At 70.1% G+C, this 18,242-nt stretch carries 18 protein-coding genes; 11 read left to right on the forward strand and 7 right to left on the reverse strand.

The window, feature by feature from the left end:
- Positions 1-19: 19 nt before the first annotated feature.
- Positions 20-625 (reverse strand): histidine phosphatase family protein, encoded by a 606-nt coding sequence (locus DI276_RS39875; RefSeq protein WP_112273652.1) that lies wholly within the window; start codon positions 623-625, stop codon positions 20-22.
- Positions 626-677: 52 nt separating this feature from the next.
- Complete coding sequence (locus DI276_RS39880) at positions 678-2,216, reverse strand: AMP-binding protein (RefSeq protein ID WP_112273654.1); 1,539 nt, start codon at positions 2,214-2,216, stop codon at positions 678-680.
- A gap of 197 nt (positions 2,217-2,413) precedes the next feature.
- Here DI276_RS39880 and DI276_RS39885 point away from each other — a divergent pair, with 197 nt between their 5' ends.
- The 7 genes from DI276_RS39885 (at position 2,414) to DI276_RS39915 (ending at position 8,900) form a co-directional block, all read left to right on the forward strand.
- Positions 2,414-3,655, forward strand: coding sequence for an acyl-CoA dehydrogenase family protein (locus tag DI276_RS39885; protein WP_112273656.1), 1,242 nt, complete (start codon positions 2,414-2,416; stop codon positions 3,653-3,655).
- Between the two features lie 99 nt (positions 3,656-3,754).
- Complete coding sequence (locus tag DI276_RS39890; protein WP_112273658.1) at positions 3,755-4,519, forward strand: SDR family NAD(P)-dependent oxidoreductase; 765 nt, start codon at positions 3,755-3,757, stop codon at positions 4,517-4,519.
- Between the two features lie 3 nt (positions 4,520-4,522).
- Positions 4,523-5,308, forward strand: coding sequence for a ThuA domain-containing protein (locus DI276_RS39895; RefSeq protein WP_112273660.1), 786 nt, complete (start codon positions 4,523-4,525; stop codon positions 5,306-5,308).
- A 606-nt stretch (positions 5,309-5,914) separates the two neighbouring features.
- Positions 5,915-7,324, forward strand: a complete 1,410-nt coding sequence (locus DI276_RS39900) for an aromatic ring-hydroxylating oxygenase subunit alpha (RefSeq protein WP_112273662.1) — start codon at positions 5,915-5,917, stop codon at positions 7,322-7,324.
- Entirely contained in the window at positions 7,309-7,641 is a 333-nt protein-coding gene (locus DI276_RS39905) for a 2Fe-2S iron-sulfur cluster-binding protein (RefSeq protein WP_198681202.1), read from the forward strand. Before DI276_RS39900 ends, DI276_RS39905 begins: the two co-directional genes overlap by 16 nt.
- A 7-nt stretch (positions 7,642-7,648) precedes the next feature.
- Entirely contained in the window at positions 7,649-7,864 is a 216-nt protein-coding gene (locus DI276_RS39910; protein ID WP_112273664.1) for a transposase, read from the forward strand.
- A 25-nt stretch (positions 7,865-7,889) separates the two neighbouring features.
- Positions 7,890-8,900, forward strand: a complete 1,011-nt coding sequence (locus tag DI276_RS39915; protein ID WP_232837266.1) for an NADP-dependent oxidoreductase — start codon at positions 7,890-7,892, stop codon at positions 8,898-8,900.
- Positions 8,901-9,189: 289 nt separating this feature from the next.
- Here the strand turns inward: DI276_RS39915 and DI276_RS39920 are convergent, their stop codons facing one another.
- The 5 genes from DI276_RS39920 to DI276_RS39940 are packed head-to-tail and all read right to left on the reverse strand — an operon-like array spanning position 9,190 to position 13,917.
- Positions 9,190-9,504 (reverse strand): putative quinol monooxygenase, encoded by a 315-nt coding sequence (locus DI276_RS39920; RefSeq protein WP_112273668.1) that lies wholly within the window; start codon positions 9,502-9,504, stop codon positions 9,190-9,192.
- 48 nt (positions 9,505-9,552) lie between these two features.
- Positions 9,553-10,008 (reverse strand): nuclear transport factor 2 family protein, encoded by a 456-nt coding sequence (locus DI276_RS39925; protein WP_157985267.1) that lies wholly within the window; start codon positions 10,006-10,008, stop codon positions 9,553-9,555.
- 50 nt (positions 10,009-10,058) lie between these two features.
- Positions 10,059-11,795 carry a PEP-utilizing enzyme gene (locus DI276_RS39930; RefSeq protein WP_112274052.1) on the reverse strand — a complete coding sequence of 579 codons (1,737 nt, stop codon included), beginning with the start codon at positions 11,793-11,795 and terminating at the stop codon, positions 10,059-10,061.
- Between the two features lie 32 nt (positions 11,796-11,827).
- Complete coding sequence (locus tag DI276_RS39935) at positions 11,828-12,652, reverse strand: SDR family NAD(P)-dependent oxidoreductase (RefSeq protein ID WP_198681203.1); 825 nt, start codon at positions 12,650-12,652, stop codon at positions 11,828-11,830.
- Positions 12,649-13,917 carry an aromatic ring-hydroxylating oxygenase subunit alpha gene (locus DI276_RS39940; RefSeq protein WP_198681204.1) on the reverse strand — a complete coding sequence of 423 codons (1,269 nt, stop codon included), beginning with the start codon at positions 13,915-13,917 and terminating at the stop codon, positions 12,649-12,651. Before DI276_RS39940 ends, DI276_RS39935 begins: the two co-directional genes overlap by 4 nt.
- Before the next feature lie 247 nt (positions 13,918-14,164).
- On the opposite strand from DI276_RS39940, the gene DI276_RS39945 reads away from it, so the two are divergent.
- From DI276_RS39945 to DI276_RS39960, 4 genes are all read left to right on the forward strand, one after another.
- Complete coding sequence (locus DI276_RS39945) at positions 14,165-14,659, forward strand: VOC family protein (RefSeq protein WP_198681205.1); 495 nt, start codon at positions 14,165-14,167, stop codon at positions 14,657-14,659.
- 117 nt (positions 14,660-14,776) lie between these two features.
- Complete coding sequence (locus tag DI276_RS39950; RefSeq protein ID WP_198681206.1) at positions 14,777-15,787, forward strand: thiamine pyrophosphate-dependent dehydrogenase E1 component subunit alpha; 1,011 nt, start codon at positions 14,777-14,779, stop codon at positions 15,785-15,787.
- A 5-nt stretch (positions 15,788-15,792) separates the two neighbouring features.
- Entirely contained in the window at positions 15,793-16,815 is a 1,023-nt protein-coding gene (locus tag DI276_RS39955; RefSeq protein ID WP_112273670.1) for an alpha-ketoacid dehydrogenase subunit beta, read from the forward strand.
- Positions 16,812-18,221: a 2-oxo acid dehydrogenase subunit E2 gene (locus tag DI276_RS39960; protein WP_198681207.1), complete on the forward strand. Its 1,410-nt coding sequence runs from the start codon at positions 16,812-16,814 to the stop codon at positions 18,219-18,221. Before DI276_RS39955 ends, DI276_RS39960 begins: the two co-directional genes overlap by 4 nt.
- Positions 18,222-18,242 lie beyond the last annotated feature (21 nt).

The following is an 18,242-nucleotide window of genomic DNA, read 5'->3' on the forward strand; positions in this document are numbered from 1 at the left end:
GGGGGGGACAGAGGCGGGGTCAGGCGACCGCGTCGACGGCACGCTCGGCGATCATGTGGGCCGTCTCGTTCACCGAGTGCAGAACGATCCGGCCGCCCGGCAGCCGCCGGACCCGGCAGACCGAGGTGTACCCAGGGTGGAACCAGAACATCGTGGGCAGGCCGAGTACGGTCGCCAGGTAGGTGTTCGTGATGCCGCCGTGGCACACGGCCGCGACCTGCCCGCCGGAGTGGGTGTCGAGGATGGTGTTCATGGCCCGTACGGCACGCGCGCGGAAGGCGTCCCAGTCCAGATCGGGCACGAAGTCCTCGTACCGTCCCTCGGCGAGCGCCGCCGCCCGGGGATCGTCCGCGCCGATCTGCTCGGGTGGCGTGTAGGGGTGTGAGACGTCCGTGTCCCACTCGCGCAGGTCGTCCAGCACGGTCGCGGTCATGCCGGTGAGCCGTTCCAGGGGCGCCACCGTCTCGCGGGCACGCCGGAACGGGCTGGTGTACAGGGCGTCGACGTCCTCGTGCACCAGCCAGGCGGCGAGGCGCTCGGCCTGCGCGGTGCCCTCCGGCGACAGCCCCGGGTCGTACACGCCTGCCAGCGGGAGGCCGTGCCGGATGAGCAGGAGTTCGGTCATGAATGATCCTTCGTACGAGGGGTCGGCGGTTGTCGGCGGTCCTCGGCCCGGCTCAGCCCGCGATGGTCCGCTCGGAGCGCCAGTAGGGTCGGCGCATCGCGCGTTTGTCGAGCTTGCCCATCGCGTTGCGCAGGAGCTCAGGAACGAACTCGTACGCCTTCGGGCACTTGTAGGCGGCCAGCCGGTCGCGGCAGAACCGGTCCAGTTCCTCGGCTCGCGTCCCGTCCACGGCTGCCACGACCAGCGCTCGCAGTGACTCGCCGAAGTCCGGGTCGGGCACGCCGATGACCGCGACCTCGGCGACCGCCGGGTGCTGCCGCAGCACCGTCTCGCTCTCCGCCGGGTACAGGTTGACACCGCCGGAGACCACGACGTCCGCGGCTCGGTCGGTGATGAAGATGTAGCCGTTCGCGTCGACGTAGCCGATGTCGCCGAGGGTGAAGACGCCGGGGGAAAGATAGGCGGCCTTCGTCTTGTCCGGGTCCGCGTGGTAGCGAACGCCCCTGTCCTCGGGCGCGCGGAAGGCGAGCAGTCCCCGTTCGCCGGGCGGCAGCGGCCGGCCGTCGTCATCGGTCACCAGGACCTCGAACGGGGGTTGGGCGCGCCCCACCGAGCCGGGGTGTTCGAGCCACTCGGTGCTGCTGATGCGGGCCACGGTGCCCGCCTCGCTGGCGCCGTACGACTCGGTCAGCACCGGGCCGAACCACTCGATCATGGCCCGCTTCACGTCCGGCGGGCACGCGGATCCCGTGTGGGACACCTGGACGAGGCTGGAGACGTCGTACCGCGCGCGTACCTCTTCCGGCAGGGCGAGCAGCCGTTGGAAGTGGGTGGGCACCATGACGGTGGAGGTGACCCGCCACTTCGCGACGCGGCTCAGGAATATCGCCGGGTCGTATCTGCCGAGGACGACCACCTGCTGACCGGCCACAAGGTGCCGCAGCGACGTCAGCGGCGCGTTGTGCTGCAGCGGGCCGCACACCATGTGCGGTCCCGGCGGGAATCCGGGCCGGGCGGCCATCGCGGCCAGATACGCGGCGCTGTCGGCGACCGGGCCGGTCACCCAGCGCACCTCGGTGCCGCGTGCCCGGCCCGTGGTTCCCGAGGTGTAGACGAGGGGCGGCCGGGCGGGCCGGTCCGCGGGAACCAGGCGGCCGGCGGGCGCGGCCGCCAGCCACAGGTCCCAGTCGAGGGCGTGCCCGATCGCCGGAGTGCCGTGCATCACCAGCGGCAGGCCCAGTTCCCTGGCCGCGTCCAGGGCGGCACCCGCACCGGCGGGGCCGGCGATGATCCCGGTCGCCCCCGCGTCGATGATCTGGTCCACGAGCTCGCCCGGCGTCAGATGCCGGGACGCGGCCACGGTCCCCACACCGGCGCGCAGCCCGGCCAGATGGGCCACCACCGTCGGTATGGCGTTGTCGCCCAGCACGACGACCCGGTCGTGAGGGCCGGGAGCGATCTCCAGCAGCCGTGCCGCCGCCCGTGTCACCTGGTCGACGAGGCCGGACCAGGACAGCACTTCCCAGTCGTCCACCAGGGCGGGTTCGGCTGGCGTCTCCTGGGCGCGACGGTCGAGTGGCAGCAGCGACATGGCTCCTCCGGCGGCTCTCGATCCTCTCCCGCGTTCAGAGGAGAGTCGATGCGCAGACTGTAGCGTTTATCAAGAAAGTGGGGAACACTCTGAAGCAAGCAGAACGCATCCGCCGATGGTCAAGCGGATGGCTCGGATACCTTCTGATCACTGTTACTGCAACTGTCGTCTGGTAAGTGTCGTCCCGAGGAGGAGCCATGTCCCAGCCCGATCCGGACGCATGGCGTACACCGGTCCGACAGTGGCTGGCCACCGTGCTCGAACCCGTGCGAGCGCCGGAGACGACCGGCGAGGCCGCCCGCCTCGCCGTGTTCCACAACATCCCCGAAGCCGAGGAGCGCCTGCTGCTGGAGCGCTGCCGCGCCTACCAGCGAGCCCGCTTCGACGCCGGGTACCAGGCCCTCACCCTGCCCCGGGACAAGGGCGGCGCCGGCCTCACCGCCGCCCACGCGGCGGTCTTCGCCCAGGAGGAGTCGGCCTTCGAGGTGCCGCCGTCCACCGAGCTGATCAGTGTCACCGTGCGCCTGGTCGCGATGGCCGTCTCCCTGTTCGGGACGGCCGAGCAGCGCCATGACTACGCACGCGCGTTCCTGCGCACCGACCTGCTGGCCTGCCAGCTCTTCAGCGAACCCGGCGCCGGCTCCGACCTCGCGGCCCTGCGCACCCGCGCCCGGCAGGAGGATGGGGGAGATTGGGTCGTCGACGGACAGAAGGTGTGGACCTCGGGAGCACAGTTCGCCGACTACGGCCTACTGCTCGCCCGCACCGATCCGGATGTCGTCAAACAGGCGGGCATCACCGCCTTCCTGGTCCCACTGGACGCCTCCGGCGTGGAGGTGCGCCCCATCCGCCAGATGAGCGGCGGTGCCTCCTTCAACGAGGTCTTCCTCAGCGGTGTACGCGTCCCGGACCGGCTCCGGATCGGGCGCCCGGGTCAGGGCTGGGAGGTCGCCACCACCACCCTCGGCTTCGAACGAACCGCCTCCGGCAGCGGCAACCGGCGCAAGGGCGGCACCTTCACGGACGTTCTCGCCCTCGCCCGCTCTCTCGGCCGCACCGACGACCCGCTGATCCGTCAGCGCCTCGCCGACCTGTACGTCCGCACCGCGCTGCGCGCCGCCACCGTGGACCGCATCGCCAGAACGAGCGCCTCCGGCGGCCGGCCCGGCCCCGAGGCGTCGCTGACCAAGCTCATGGCCTCCGACCTGCTCACCCGCACCGGGCAGGTTGCAGCCGAACTCATGGGCGCCCGGATCTGCGCCGACACGGGAGAGCCGGGAACGTTCGCCTGGACCCAGCATCTGCTCGGCGCTCCCGGCTACCGGCTGGCCGGAGGCACCGACCAGATCCAGCGCAATCTGATCGGCGAGCGAGTACTGAAGTTGCCGCCGGAGCCGCGCGTGGACCGGGTGCCGTTCTCGCAGATCTCCGGCAACTGAGGAACGACAACCCGAGGGGCCTCGCGGCTCGTTCCCGCAATCACCTGGGGCCCGTTCGGCACCGGGAGGCCGTTCCGCAATCACAAAGGAGTGACATCGATGGAGCTGGGACTGACAGGCGCGAAGGCACTGGTGACCGGTGCGAGCCGGGGCATCGGCCGGGCGATCGCCGCAACCCTGGCGGCCGAGGGCTGCGCGCTGGCGCTGTGCGCCCGGGGCGAGGAGGCGCTCGCCAAGACCGCGGCTGAACTGCGTGGCGAGGGTGCGACGGTGTTCGCCGAGCCCCTCGACGTCACCGACCCGGCCGCGCTCGCGGGCTTCGTGGAGCGGGCGGCCGGTGAACTCGACGGCCTGGACCTGCTGGTGTCCAACGTGTCGGCGGGCAACGTCAAGGGCCCCGAGTCATGGGAGGCCAGCCTGCGCGGCGACCTGATCCCGTTCGCGGGACTCGTCGAGGCGGCCATGCCCCACCTGGAGGCCTCCGACCGGGCCGCCGTGGTCGCCATCGGCACCACCAACGCCTCCGACACCGCCCGGCCCGCCGGCGCCAACTCCTACTCCGCCCTGAAGGCCGCCGTGGTCCAGCACGCCTCGGCCCTCGCGCACGCCCTCGCGCCGAAGGGCATCCGCGTCAACACCGTCTCGCCCGGCCCGATCGACTTCCCCGGCGGCGCCTGGGAGACCATCCGCACCAGCCGTCCGGAGGTGTACGAGGAGGTCCTCGCCAAGCTGCCGATCGGCCGCTACGGCACCGCGGAGGACGTGGCGGCCGCCGTAGCGTTCCTGCTCGGCCGGACCGGCTCCTTCTGCGTCGGGGTCAACCTGGTGGTGGACGGCGGGCTGCTGACCCGCGTCCAGTACTGAGCCGTGGCGGGCCCGGCCGGCCGCCTGCACGCCGTACTGGTCTGCGGCGGCAGGTGGCACGACTTCGACTACGCGCGGCTCCGGCTGCTCGAACTGCTCGGAGAGCATCCGAGGGTACGTACGACGGTCTTCCAGGACTACGACTGTGCCGCCGCGCTGGAGGGGGCCGACCTGCTGGTCACCTACACCTGCGATGTCCGGCCCAGCCCGGCAGAGCGGGCCGCGCTGGCACGGTTCGTCGAGCGGGGCGGACGCTGGCTGGCCCTGCACGGCACCAACGCGGTGATCGAGCCGCCGGCTTCCGGAGGACCGCGGGTGTTCACCACTCCGCGGCTTCTCGGCGAAGTGGCGGTCGTGCTGGGCAGCCAGTTCCTGGCCCACCCGCCGATCGAACCGTACGAGGTGCGGGTGACCTGGCCCGGCCATCCGCTGGTCGCCGGGATCGAACCGTTCACGGTCACCGACGAGCTGTACCTGTGCGAGCTGCACGGGGAGTTGGAGGTGCTGCTGCACGCTGAGTACACGGGGCCGTGCTGCGGGTTCGCCGAGAGCGGCACGGCAGCTAACGACAACGCATCCCGGCCGGTGCTGTATCTCAAGCGGTATGGGCTCGGCGAGGTCTGCTACTTCACCCTCGGCCATTGCCGCGGCCGCTACGACGTGCAGGACCTCGGTGTGGCGGACACCGGGCGCGTGGACCGGGGGCCGTGGGAGACGCCGGAGTTCCTGACGGTGCTGCGGCGCTGTGTGGCACGGACGGTGGGCGCGCGGGGTCCGGCGGGCGGCTGAGCGCGCGCAACCACGAAGCACCCGCACTCGACAACCGGCCCTGTGGCGAAACATCGCGCTGCCCACGCACCCCCGCTCAGCCGTGCGGCAGCACCACCGCCCGGCCGTTGCAAGACAAGTCCCTGCCGCGCCAGCTCGACGACCTCCATCAGCTCCGCGCGGCTGCCCCAGTAGGGGAACGTGGGGGACACCTCGAACGGCAGCCCGCCGCCGAAAGCGTCCGCGGCGGTCGGCACTGTTCAGGCGGAGGTTCTGGCGGATTCTGTGCCGCCCCAGGCGGGACGGCACCCACGGAGATGGAGAGGGCCGGGTGAACCGCCGTCGTGGGGTGCGGCGCGGGCCGCGGGGGCGACCGCGCGGCGCTGTGGCGGGAGCGGACATACTCCGCGCCGGACCAAGAAACTTATGAGGTAGTACAGCCTCAAGTGCGTTTGAGTGTGACACGGCCCAGCGGGCTTGGGGGAGGGGGTGGGCCCAAGTAATTCCACGTGAAACGGCATATCTCGTGGAGACCTCGACCGATGTGACGTTCGGACACCGACGTGAGTGTTGCTCCCGGCTGGAGACGGTAACTATACTCACTCTAAAGTTTCTGCCGGAGGAGAGATGATGGACGAATCATCGGGGCTGGGATCGGCTCGATGCCCCGGACCCAGCGTCCAGGACTACCTCGACCGGGACAGCCGGCCAGTTCCACCGGCGCTGAGGTTCGACCACAACGACCACCTCGGCAGCGAGGACATCGACGCCGCGCGCTTCACCTCCCGCGAATGGGCCGAGCGCGAGATGGAGCAGGTGTGGCGCCGCGTCTGGCAGTTCGCCTGCCTGGAGAGCGAGATACCTGAGGTCGGTGACCACGAGATCTACGAGATCGGCAACGACTCGCTGATCATCGTGCGGACGGCCCCCGACGAGATCCGCGCCTTCGTCAACGCGTGCCTGCACCGCGGCCGCAAACTGCGTACGAACGGCGGCAACGTCGGCGAGTTCCGCTGCGCGTTCCACGGGTTCACCTGGAACCTCGACGGCTCCTTCCAGAGCCCGCCGTGCGCCTGGGACTTCCCCCATGTCAACCCGGAGAAGTTCACGCTGCCCGAGGCCAAGGTGGCCACCTGGCGCGGCTTCGTCTTCGTCAACATGGACCCGTACGCGGAGTCCTTCGACAGCTACCGCGGCACCTTCGACGAGTACTACATCTGGCCGCTGGAGGACCGCTACAAGTCGCTCCACATCGGCAAGGTGCTGCCCTGCAACTGGAAGATCGCGCAGGACGCGTTCATCGAGTCCTTCCATGTGATCGCCACGCACCCCCAGATGCTGCCGTGGCTCGCCGACGCCAACTCGCAGTACGACGTCATGGCCGACCAGCCCAACTGGAACCGGATGATCAACATCCAGGGCGCTCCCAGCCCGCACGTGGCGGACTCCGTCACGGAGGAGGACGTTCTGGAGACGTTCTACGACTCGCGCTCGTTCTACTCGGCGGCCCAGGGCCGTGACCTGGTGATGAAGGAAGGGGACGACCTCCCCGCCATCCCGCCCGGCGGCACCGCCCGTCAGGTCCTCGCCCAGCGGATGCGGGAGCAGTTGGCGGCCACCTCGCACCAGGACTTCTCGCAGACCGCCGACACCGAACTGCTCGACGCCATCAACTACCTGCTCTTCCCCAACTTCAACCCCTGGGGCGGCGCCAAGTCCAACATCATCTACCGGTTCCGGCCCAACGGTCTCGACCCGGACTCCTGCACCGCCGAGATCATCTTCATGTCCGCCCCGAAGCAGCCCGGCGAGATGCCGCCGCCGGTCAAGATCCGCTGGGTGCCCGAGGACATGCTCTTCGCGGACATCCCGGAACTGGGTGTGCTCGGGCCCGTCTTCGACCAGGACTGCGAGAACCTGCCCTACGTCCAGGAGGGCCTGAAGACGATGCGGAAGCCGGGCATCACCCTGGCCAACTACCAGGAGAGCCGCATCCGTCACTTCAACCAGACGCTCGACCGGTGGATGAACCGGTGACCGTGACCCACCGGGTGGCGGTCCGGCCCTCCGGCGCCGAGATCGACGTCCTCGACGGGGAGGACCTGTTCACCGCCGCCCAGCGGCTCGGCTACCGCTGGCCCACCGTCTGCGGCGGCAAGGGCACCTGCCGTACCTGCTTCGTTCGGGTGGAGGAGGGTACCGAGAACTGTTCGCCCGTGGGCCCGCTGGAACGCGAGGGCATCGAGGCCCTGCGCATGCCGGCGGACGGCCTGACCCGGCTCGCCTGCAGGCTCCTGGTCGAGGGTCCGGTGACCGTGACCAAGCGCGGCGTGCGCCGCCGAGTGCAGGAGTGAGGGGTCCATGCCCAAGCAAGTGATCCACCCACTGACCGGGCATGTGTACCGGCTCACCGAGGACGGCCTGGTCGAGGTGACCGATCCCGGGACCGGAGCGCAGGGCATCTTCGACTTCCAGGCCCGCTGGCAGTCGGGCGAACTGCGCCACGCGGACCTCCAGATGGCCGGCTGGGTGGGCCGGCTCGCCCAGCGGCGCGTCGCCCGGCAGCCGGAGGAGTGAGCCGGTGACACCCCGCACCACACGGGTGGTCTGTCTCGTACGCCGACCTGGGAAAGAACCGCTCCCCGGTGACTTCGCCGTCGAGGAACGCCCCCTGCCGCCCCTCGGTGAGGGGCAGGTCCTCGTCCGTAATCTCTACATGAGCGTCGACCCGTCCATGCGCGGGCGGCTGGAGACCACCGAGAAGCACTACACGCACAACTTCGCCCCAGGATCACCGCTCGACGGGCGCGCCCTCGGTGTCGTGGAGGAGAGCCGCTGTACCTCCGTACCGCCGGGTGCCTTCGTACGTCACCAGCTGGGCTGGCGGGAGCGGGCCGTCTTGGCCGGGGCGGACACCGACGGGGCGGATCGCATCGACCCGCAACTCGCCCCGCTGCCCACCTGGTTGGGGCTGCTCGGCCAGACGGGATTCACCGCGTACGTGGGCCTGACCCGGATCGCGGCGCTGCGCCCCGGCGACACCGTCTTCGTGTCGGCGGCTGCCGGGGCCGTCGGCACCGCCGCCGGCCAGTTCGCGCGCATGCTGGGCGCGGAACGAGTGATCGGCACCGCCGGCGGGCCCGACAAGTGCGCCCTGCTGGTCAAGGAGTTCGGCTACGACGCGGCCGCGGACTACCGTGCCCAGCCGGTGCGCGAGGCGCTGGCTCGGCTGGCACCCGATGGGATCGACGTGTACTTCGACAACGTGGGCGGTGAGCAGCTCGCCGCGGCCCTGCACGCGCTGCGGACCGGTGGCCGAATCGCCCTGTGCGGCATGATGTCGCAGTTCGGCGGCGGCCGGCGGACCGTGGACATCAACCACTTGATCCAAGCGGTCCTCAAGCGGCTGACGTTGTGCGGTTTCATCGTCCGCGACCACGACGACCTGCGGCCGGAGTTCGAGCAGCGGGTCGCGGGCTGGCTACGTTCGGGCCGGATCGTCGCCCGCGAAACAGTGGTGGACGGCCTCGACCACGCGGCTGAGGCACTGCTCTCCCTCCTCGGCGGCGGCAACATCGGCAAAATGTTGGTGAGGCTGACGCCGGACCCGTAGGACGGCACGCCGGCCTGAGCGGCATGCCGGACACCGATGGCGTACGCGCTCGCCCTCGGTGAGAGGTCCAAGCCGCTTTCTCCCGAAACGGGTACGGCGAAAGGCGGGCGCCCTCCTCCGTCTTTCCTCTTCCTGTCTCCTCTGCTTGACCGTTCCGGTGGACTGAGTGAGAAGTGAGTCCGCTCAGCCGCACGCCCTGAACGGTCTTGGGCCATTCCCCCACTGCCTTGAGGGCGTGGGAGGTACCTCAGGTCCCCGGCGTACTCGACCCTGGGGCAGCGACACGGTTTCAGCGCATGGTTCGTGTTTCGGCGACGCTGTGCACGTTCAGGGAGACTCCCACCCGGGTCAGCCCAGCCACCGCCGTCCGGAAATCCTTGATGTGCGGGGTGGTGAAGTGTTCGTCGAGGGCCTGCTGGGAGACCCAGCGTTCGAACACCCGAATGCGCCCCGCCTGCATGGGGTCCGCCGTGATGGCGTAGTCCAGGCAGCCCGGCTCAGTCTCCAGGGTGCGCTCCTGGACCTCGACGAGATGTCCCAGCATGGTGTCGCGCTCTTCGGGCGCGTACTCCATCCATCCGGCGACGATGATTTCCTCGGACACAGGCGTCCTTTCCTCGTGTTACCACCTTGCGCCATCGCTGCGGTGCCATCAGCAGGCCAGCACGGCAGGGTTGCCGTCCGACCAGCTGCGCGTCAGCGTGCGGTGGGTGAAGCGCCAGCCGTCGGCGGTACGGCGCAATGTGTCGTCGTAGCGCCCGGTGACCACGTAGAGCTCGCCGCCCGGCGTGTTCCGGCGGATGTGCTGGGCGAGAGCCCCCGGCAGGTGGGCGAGCGGCGGATCGGCGATGCCGGAGCCCTTGCTGCTGACGACCAGGCTCACCCTCGGGTCGCTGCGCACGGCAGCGACCCGAGGGCGTCGGTCGGTCGCGGACACCCAGAACCGTCCGTCCCGGAAGAGGTAGTCGACGACGGCCCTGATCGGGTGTCGGCCGGTTCCCACCCAGACGAAGGTGCACTCCGTCTGTCTGTCCAGCGGTTCGGTCGCAGCCTCGTTGTCGAGGCGGTAACCGCTGAGGTCTTCCCATCCGGTGACCGACTGCTTCACGGCCGCGTCCCTGCTTCCCGTCGTCTTCTCTCGCGACTGCTTCCGCCGGTTCAGAGCCCGGCGGCCACTGGGACGCCGTCCACGGTGACCGTGCCCCGCTCACCGTCGACCGTGATCACCATGCCGTCCCGCAGCCGCTGCGTACCGTCCTCGACGGAGATGACGGCGGGGATGCCCAGCTCGCGGCAGACCACGACGGCGTGGCTGTTGAGCGCGCCGACATCCACGACGGCCGCTCCGGCGACGAGGAACAGCGGGGTCCAGGCGGCGTCGGTGATCGGTGCCACCAGCACCTCGCCCGGCTCCAGCGCCTCGCACGAGGCCGGGTCGGCGACGACCCGGACCCTGCCGGTGTACGTGCCGTGGCTGCCGCCGACCCCCTTGAGGACGTCTCCCTCGACAGCGGCCTCGGTGTGCTCCTCGCTCCGCCGCGGCCAGCTGTCGATCTCGGTCCGGGAGTCGTCCGCGATGAAGAACGGCGGTTCCAGTTCGCGCAGTTCGCCGTACTCCTGAAGCCGCTGGGCGATGACGGGGCCGAAGCGATCCGGATCGGCGACATAGTCGTCGAGCTCGGTGTCCAGCAGCATCATCACGTCTTCGGGTTGCGCGAAGCGTCCTGCCTCGGCACCGCGGCGGCCGAGTTCGCGGATCGCCATCCGGATTTCGTTGATGACGGTGACGCAGTTCGCCTTGGTCCGCTCGCGCGCCGGGATCCACACGTTGGACGCGTGCATTCCGGCGTCGAACATCGGCTGCACGTCCTCGGGGAGGGCCCCACGGACCTCCGCCGCCGTCGCCTGACGGTGTGCCGTGAGCCGCTGGTGCCGCGCGGCCGGGGAATCACCGTCGGAGCTGTGCCGGATCCGGTCGACCAGGGACAGTGCCTGGATCGGGGCGGCCTCCCAGGACAGCGCGTGGATGTCCCACTCGTTGGGGCCGCGGTCGCCGGACTCGGCGAGGAACTCGGCGAAGGAGTCCCGGAACGCCTTCATGTCCCCGGTCCCTCCCTCGAGCGACTGCTCCACCGCCAACGGGCCCTGGTCGAACAGTGCCGTCAGTTCGGCGGAGGCCGCCACCTGCCGGGACAGCGTCCACAGGCCCGCCGAGGGGCCGGCCGAGTCGACGTCACCCAGCCCTCCGATGAGGTCGAGCATCGCGCCGGGACGATCGACGCTCGCGCACAGCGGGCCGAGAATAGCCGGTCCGACCGACGCGGGCAGTGACGACTCGACGTGCCGTTGGAAGGTCGTCTCGACGTCGTCGAGCAGGCCGCGCGCACGCGCCACCAGCTCGGCGTCGGACAACCGCGAGAGGTCGGGCCGCTCGCGGCGGATCCGGCGCAGCCGCTCGTGGTCGGCGTCGCCCTCCGGGTAGCCGCTCCGGCCGAGCATCTGCTGGAGGATCCCGCCGGCCTTGGCCGTCAGCTCCGCGTCCTGGTCGTCGGGGTGCGCCACGTACACCGGGGTGTCGGAGCGCTGGCCGACGAAGGCCGCGTCGATCTGGTCGGCGGTCTGCCCCATGCGGATGCCGAACAGCCGCAGGTGCGAGAGGTTGAGGTAGAAGTAGCCGCCGAAGATTCCGACGAACGGGGGCCGGGTGCCGGCGACCTCCTCCTCGCGGTAGATGCCGAAGTCGACGAAGCCGCGGCGCCAGCCCCGCAGGCCGCGCCCCCAGACCAGGCTCCAGCCCAGCGGGCTGGCCGGCTCCGGCAGGGTCTCGCCCGCGTTGGCCCGGGTGTAGTGGGGCAGTCGCTCGTTGCGCTGCCAGTCGATGATCCAGTGCTTCATGGTGATGGGGCTCCCGCCGTCCGTTGCGCCGCTCACCACTGCGCCGTGCCGCCGTCGACGCTGATCAGCGTGCCGGTGATGCCCGCGCCCGCGTCGCTCGTGAGCAGGCTGGCGACTCCCGCGATCTGCTCGACGGTGGTGATCTTCTTGGTGGCGGCGTGCTCGGCGAACCGGCCCAGCCACTCCTTGTAACTGATGCCCTCGGCCTCGGCCGCGGCCGGTCCCGCGGCACGCATCAGGTCGGTGTCGACGGCGCCGGGGCAGATCGCGTTGCAGGTGATGCCCAGGGTGCCGTACTCGAAGGCGGTCGCCTTGGTCAGACCGTGGATGGCGTGCTTGTTGGTGATGTAGTGGCTGATCGCGGGCTTGTTCGCCTGCTTGCCCTCGACCGAGGAGATGTTGATGACCCGCCCCCAGCCGCCTTCCAGCATGGGCTTCAGCGCGCGGCGGGTGCCGTAGAAGTAGGCGTTGAGGTTCAGGTCGAGTGCCTTGTGCCACGCCTCGTCGCTCAGCTCGTGGACCGGGGCGAAGCCCTCGGTGCCGCCGACGTTGTTGACCATGATGTCCAGTCGGCCGAAGCGCTCGACCGTCCAGTCGACGAGTGCCTCGATGTCCGCCTGGCTGCTCGAGTCGCTGGCGTGGAAGACGGCCTTCTCACCGGCCTGGAGCTCCTCCAGCGCCTGCTTGCCCTTGACCTCCGAACGGCCGCTGAGCACGACCGTTGCCCCGTCGGCGAGGAAGGCCTCGGCAATGGCGCGGCCGATACTGCGCGTGCTGCCCGTGATCACTGCGACACGTCCGTCGAGGTTGCCCGTAGCCACCATGTTGTTCTCCTGCGAGGGTTGTTGGTTCGTCATCTGGACGCCTCGTCCAGGAGGCGGTGGATGGTGCGGTGGAAGTGCTGGAGCCCAGGTTCGTTGCGTCCGAAGACGAAGTCGGTCCCGGCGAGAGCCTTCAGCCCCCGCTGCACTCCGTAGGTGGTCGCGTAGTCCTCGTCGCGGACCACCTCGTAGAACCACTCGCCGAACTGGTCGGCGGCGTGACGCTCCTCCTCGGTGACGACGGGCTCGCGCAGCAGGATGATCTGCTGGGTCACCGATTCGGTGGCAGTACGGGGAATCACGATGGAGACGGCGATCTTGTTACGCCAGGTGCCGGCGATGGCCAGACCGGGGAAGAGCCAGTAGATGGCTCCTACGACGTCGCCCGGATCGCGCTGCTCCGGGGGCAGTTCCACCAGGTCGGCGACGGGCCGCAGGGCGGCACCGAGACGCTGGTGGGGGCCCCAGGTGTCATGGGCCATCATGTTGGAGAAGTTCGTCTCGAAGACCGTCTTCGTGTGCAGCGACGCGAAGTGGTAGGTCTCCAGGTACCCGTCGAGGGTGACCTTCCAGTTCGGGCTGGTCAGCTCACGGGTCGCGTGGTGGTGGCAGTCCGCGAAGCGGAGCCCTTCCAGGAGCGGCCGCAGGTCTCCCAGCCAGGCGTCCAGGTCGTGCTCGGCGGCCGGATCGAGCGATACGAAGACGATGCCGGCGCGCTCGCCGACGGGGAGCTGGATCAGGCTGCGCTTCTCGCGTGGTACTTCGCCGAAGGTCTTCTCGGCGTACACGCCGCGCAGCTCGCCCGACAGGTCGTACGACCAGGCGTGGTAAGGGCAGGTGATCCGCTTCGCCACGCCGCAGCCCGGCTCGACGAGCTCGGCGCCGCGGTGCCGGCACGCGTTGATCATCGCGTGCACGACGCCCTTGCGGTCCCGGGTGATCAGGATGGGGACGCCGAGCACGTCCAACGCCTTGTAGGTGCCCGGTCCGGGGAGCTCGCACGACATGGCCAGGGGCAGCGGAACGCTCCGGTGGACGGCGTCCATCTCCCGCAGCCAGCGGTCGGCGTCGAGGTAGTTGTCGACGGGTTCCGTCCACTGCTCTTCGGCCTCGTGCGTGGTGTTGTTGATGTAGTGCTCCACGACACGCTCGGCGAGCTCGGCCGCGTCCTGCCGCGTCGCGACGCCCGCGGCGTCCGTGGAGCGGTCCTGGCCGATCCATGAGGTGTATTTCGGAGCGGGGGGCGGCAGCGGACGATCGTCGTCCGCCGTTCGGGTCTCCGGTGAATTGATCTGGACCACGATGTCCTCAATCCTCCCAGCCGCGAGCTGGTGAAGGGGTCCTGGTGCTACAGCTGCGCTGTGACCGCCACAACAACAGGAGTTAGTGTGGTGTGTCAATAGAAAGTACCGAACTTCGTGAGGCGGCATTCTGCGGGTCACCCGGCCTCCTGTGGCAGGGGCACGCTCAGCTCGACGGGATCTTTCTATTGAATGGCTCCAGCTAGTGGGATGAGATGGCCGGCAGGCCGACGGAGAGGGTGGCCCGATGGCCGATGAGACGACCGGTCCGGACGAGGCGCCCGGAAGGGTGCGGATGACCCAGCCCTTCGAGGCGGGGGTCGTGGTGCGGGATCTGGAGGTGATGGAGCGTTTCTACGGTGAGGTGCTCGGCTGTGTCCCCGTGCACCGCTCCCGCATCCCGCAGGCGATCGCCGGCCCGGCCGGGCTGGGCGGACAGCTCCTCGTCGTCTGGCTCGAGGTGCCGTCCGGTGGCCGGATCAAGCTGATCCAGCCTCGGGCGAGTGCGGTGTCGTTCCCGTCGGCCGTCCCGCTGGCCGAGCGCTGCGGTCTGGCCTACCTCACCTTCCACGTGGACGATATCGAGCCCTTTGTCGCCGTGCTGCCGACTGCCGATGCCAGGCCGCTGTCGTCGCCGGTCGTGGTGTCGGCGCGCGGTCGGCGGATCAGTTTCTGGGCTGATCCGGAGGGCAACGGTGTGGAGCTTGTGGACCGGCGTGGCGGCGGTCCCGACGTCGGTTGAGTCCTGCCCGTAGTAATTTGAGAACCTCTTCAGTAAGGTGCCCCTGCTAGTTACTGTATGCCGACACCACAAAGTCCGATCGCTGGTTACACCTCGTTCGGGGCGAAGGGGCGGACAATGGCTCAGAGGGCATCGACGAAGTCGGCCGACCCGGCCGCGAACCAGGAATCCGCGCAGGTCGTCAAGGATCTGCACGAGCGCATGGTGCGCATCCGGCTGTTCGAGACCGAGGCGGGAAAGCTCATGGAGGCGGGCAGATTGCCCGGCTTCCTGCACCTCTACGTCGGCCAGGAAGCCGTGGCCGCCGGCGTGATGGCGGCCCTGCGCGACGACGACCAGATCACTTCCACCCACCGGGGCCACGGGCACGCGGTGGCCAAGGGCGTCGGCCTGCGCGAGATGTACGCCGAGCTGTACGGCCGCGTCACCGGCGCCTGCCTCGGCCGCGGCGGGAGCATGCACATCAACGACCTCACCCGCGGCATGCTCGGCGCCAACGGTATCGTCGGGGCGGGCGTCCCGATCGCCGTGGGTGCTGCCTTCGCCGCCCGGTACAAGGGCGAGGACAGCGTTGCTGTGACCTTCTTCGGCGATGGCGCCACCAACATCGGCGCCTTCCACGAGGGCGCGAACATGGCCGCGATCCTCGGCCTGCCGGTGGTCTTCGTCTGCGAGAACAACGGCTACGCGGAGTTCACCCCGCAGTCCGGGCACATGCTGCTCGCCGACGTCGCCGACCGGGCCGCCGCCTACGGCATGCCCAGTGTGATCGTCGACGGCATGGACGCGCTCGCCGTCCATCGCGCCGCCGCCGACGCCGTCGCACGGGCTCGGGCGGGCGCCGGCCCGATGATGATCGAGGCGAAGACCTACCGCTTCTACGACCACCAGGGCGTCAAAGGACTGCGTCACCCCTACCGCTCGGACGAGGAGGTCGCCGAGTGGAAGGCCCGTGACCCCATCGACCTGCTGGAGGCCCGGGCCGTTGCCGACGGCACCGCCACGCGCGCCGAGCTGGACGACGTATGGCAGCGCACCCGCGACGAGATCGCCGAGGCCATCGCGTACGCAGAGGCGAGCCCCCTGCCCGACCCAGCCGACCTGCTGCTCAACGTCTACTCGGGATGACCGCCATGACCACCATGACCGAAGCACCGGCCGCCGCACCGGGCACGGCCCGCAAACTGACCTACGTCAAGGCCTTCAACGAGGGACTCGCGCAGGCCATGCGCGAGGACGAGAACGTCTTCGTCGCCGGTGAGGACGTGGCCGGTTACGGCGGCGTGTTCCGCATGTTCGACAACCTGCTCGACGAGTTCGGGCCCCGCCGCATGATCGACACACCCATCTCCGAGGCCGCGCTGGTCGGCCTCGGCGTCGGCGCCGCCGCGCGTGGCCTGCGACCCGTCGTCGACCTGATGTTCATGGACTTCATCGGCGTCTGCCTCGACCAGATCGTCAACCAGGCCGCCAAGATGAAGTACATGTTCGGCGGCGCCCTGTCCGTGCCGCTCACCATCACCACCGCCTCCGGCGCGGGCCTCGGCGCAGCCGCCCAGCACAGCCAGAGCCTGGAGGCCTGGCTCGCCCATGTTCCCGGCCTCAAGGTGGTCATGCCGTCCGACGCGTACACCGCCAAGGGCCTGACCGTCTCGGCCATCCGGGACGACAACCCGGTCGTCGTGATGCTGAACAAGGTCTTGCTGGGCAGCACCGGCGAGGTGCCCGAGGAGATCTACGGCATTCCGCTGGGCCAGGCGCACACCGCGCGGCAGGGCTCCGACGTCACCGTCATCGCTCTGGGCCGCATGGTGGGCGAGGCCCTCGCGGCGGCCGACGAACTCGCGGCGCAGGGGGTGGAGATCGAGGTGATCGATCCCCGTACCGTGCAGCCCCTGGACACCGAGACCATGTTCGCCTCCGTGCGCCGGACCAACCGGGTGCTCGTGGTACACGAGGCCGTCACCTTCGGCGGACTCGGCGCGGAGATCGCCGCCCAGATCCAGGACGCGGCCTTCGACCACCTGGACGCGCCGGTCCTGCGCATCGGCGCCCCCTTCTCCCCGGTTCCCTTCTCCCCGGTCCTTGAGAAGGCGTACGTGCCCGATCGCGCGCGGATCGCCGAGGGCTGCCGCCGTCTCCTCGAAAGGTCGTGACCGACGTGGCGGTCGAGGTTCTGCTGCCGAAGATCGGCCTCACCATGCAGGAAGGCATGATCGACGAATGGCTCGTGGCCACCGGCGCCGCCGTCGCCGAGGGCGACGCACTACTGCGGCTGGCCACCGACAAGGTGGACGTGGATGTCGAGGCGGAGGCCGGGGGGATGTTCCACCCCGTGGTCCAGGCGGGGACCACGGTCCCGGTCGGGACCCTCATCGGCTGGCTGCTGGCCGAGGGCGAGCAGCCACCGGACCCAGGGGGTACGCCGATGCCCGCCGGGCCGGCGGCCGTGGAGCCCGTGCGTGTCGGCGCTGCCTCCGCGGTGCCGACCCCGAACGGCGCGGCGAACTCTCCCAACGGCAGCGCCGCCCCACGCGGCGCCGGTGGCCGGCTCCTGTCCTCACCCAACGCACGGCGGGTGGCGGCCGGGGCTGACGTCGATCTCACCGCGGTACGCGGCACCGGGCCCGGTGGGAGGATCATCTCCGAGGACGTGGAGGAGTTCTTGGCGGTCCTCCCCGGCGGTCTCGTCGCACCGGCCCCGCCGGGCGCTTCCGCCTCACCGCTGGTGCGCAAGCTGGCGAAGGAACGGGGCATCGATCTCTCCGAGGTGAACGGCACCGGCCCAGGCGGCTGGATCCGCAGGGCCGACCTCGAGGCCGTCACGATGACGCCCGCGCCGACGCCCGTGCGCCCTGGCGCCGAACCCCAGGCCGGCGACCTCCTCCCGCTCACCGGGATGCGCGGCACCATCGCCCGCCGGATGCACGCCAGCCTCCAGGAGATGGCGCAGCTGACACACGGCTACGAAGTGCGGATGGACGCCGTGGTGTCCCTGCGGGAGCGGCTCAAGGAGGACTGGGCCGACGGCGAGCTGCCGGTGCCCAGCCTCAACGACTTCCTGCTCAAGGCCGCCGCGCTGGCCCTGCGCCGCCACCCGCTGCTCAACGCGACGGTGCGGGAGGACGGCATCCATCTGCTCGGTGACATCCACCTCGGGTTCGCGGTGGCCGTTCCGGGTGGCCTGCTGGTCCCGGTGATCGAGGACGCGGGGGCACTGCCGCTGCCCGAGATCGCCCGCCGGTCGAGGGCCCTGGCCGAGGCCGCGCGCGAGGGGCGGATCTCCCCGGCCCGGCTGGAAGGCGCCACTTTCACGGTCACTTCGCTGGGCGGATACGGCGTCGACTTCTTCACGCCCGTCATCAACACCGGGAATGTCGCGATTCTCGGTGTGGGCAGGCTCAGGGACGGCGTCGAGTGGGTGGACGACCGGCCCGTGCGGACGCGGGTGCTCACCCTGAGCCTGACCTTCGACCACCGCGCCGTCGACGGGGCACCCGCGGCCGAATATCTGCGCACGGTCGGTGAACTGCTGCGCAAGCCCCTCCGCCTGCTGGTGTGATCCGAGGCCTCGGCGACCCGG

Origin of the sequence: Lentzea terrae (genome assembly GCF_003265345.1) — a bacterium.
In the GTDB taxonomy this organism is placed as follows: domain Bacteria; phylum Actinomycetota; class Actinomycetes; order Mycobacteriales; family Pseudonocardiaceae; genus Lentzea; species Lentzea terrae.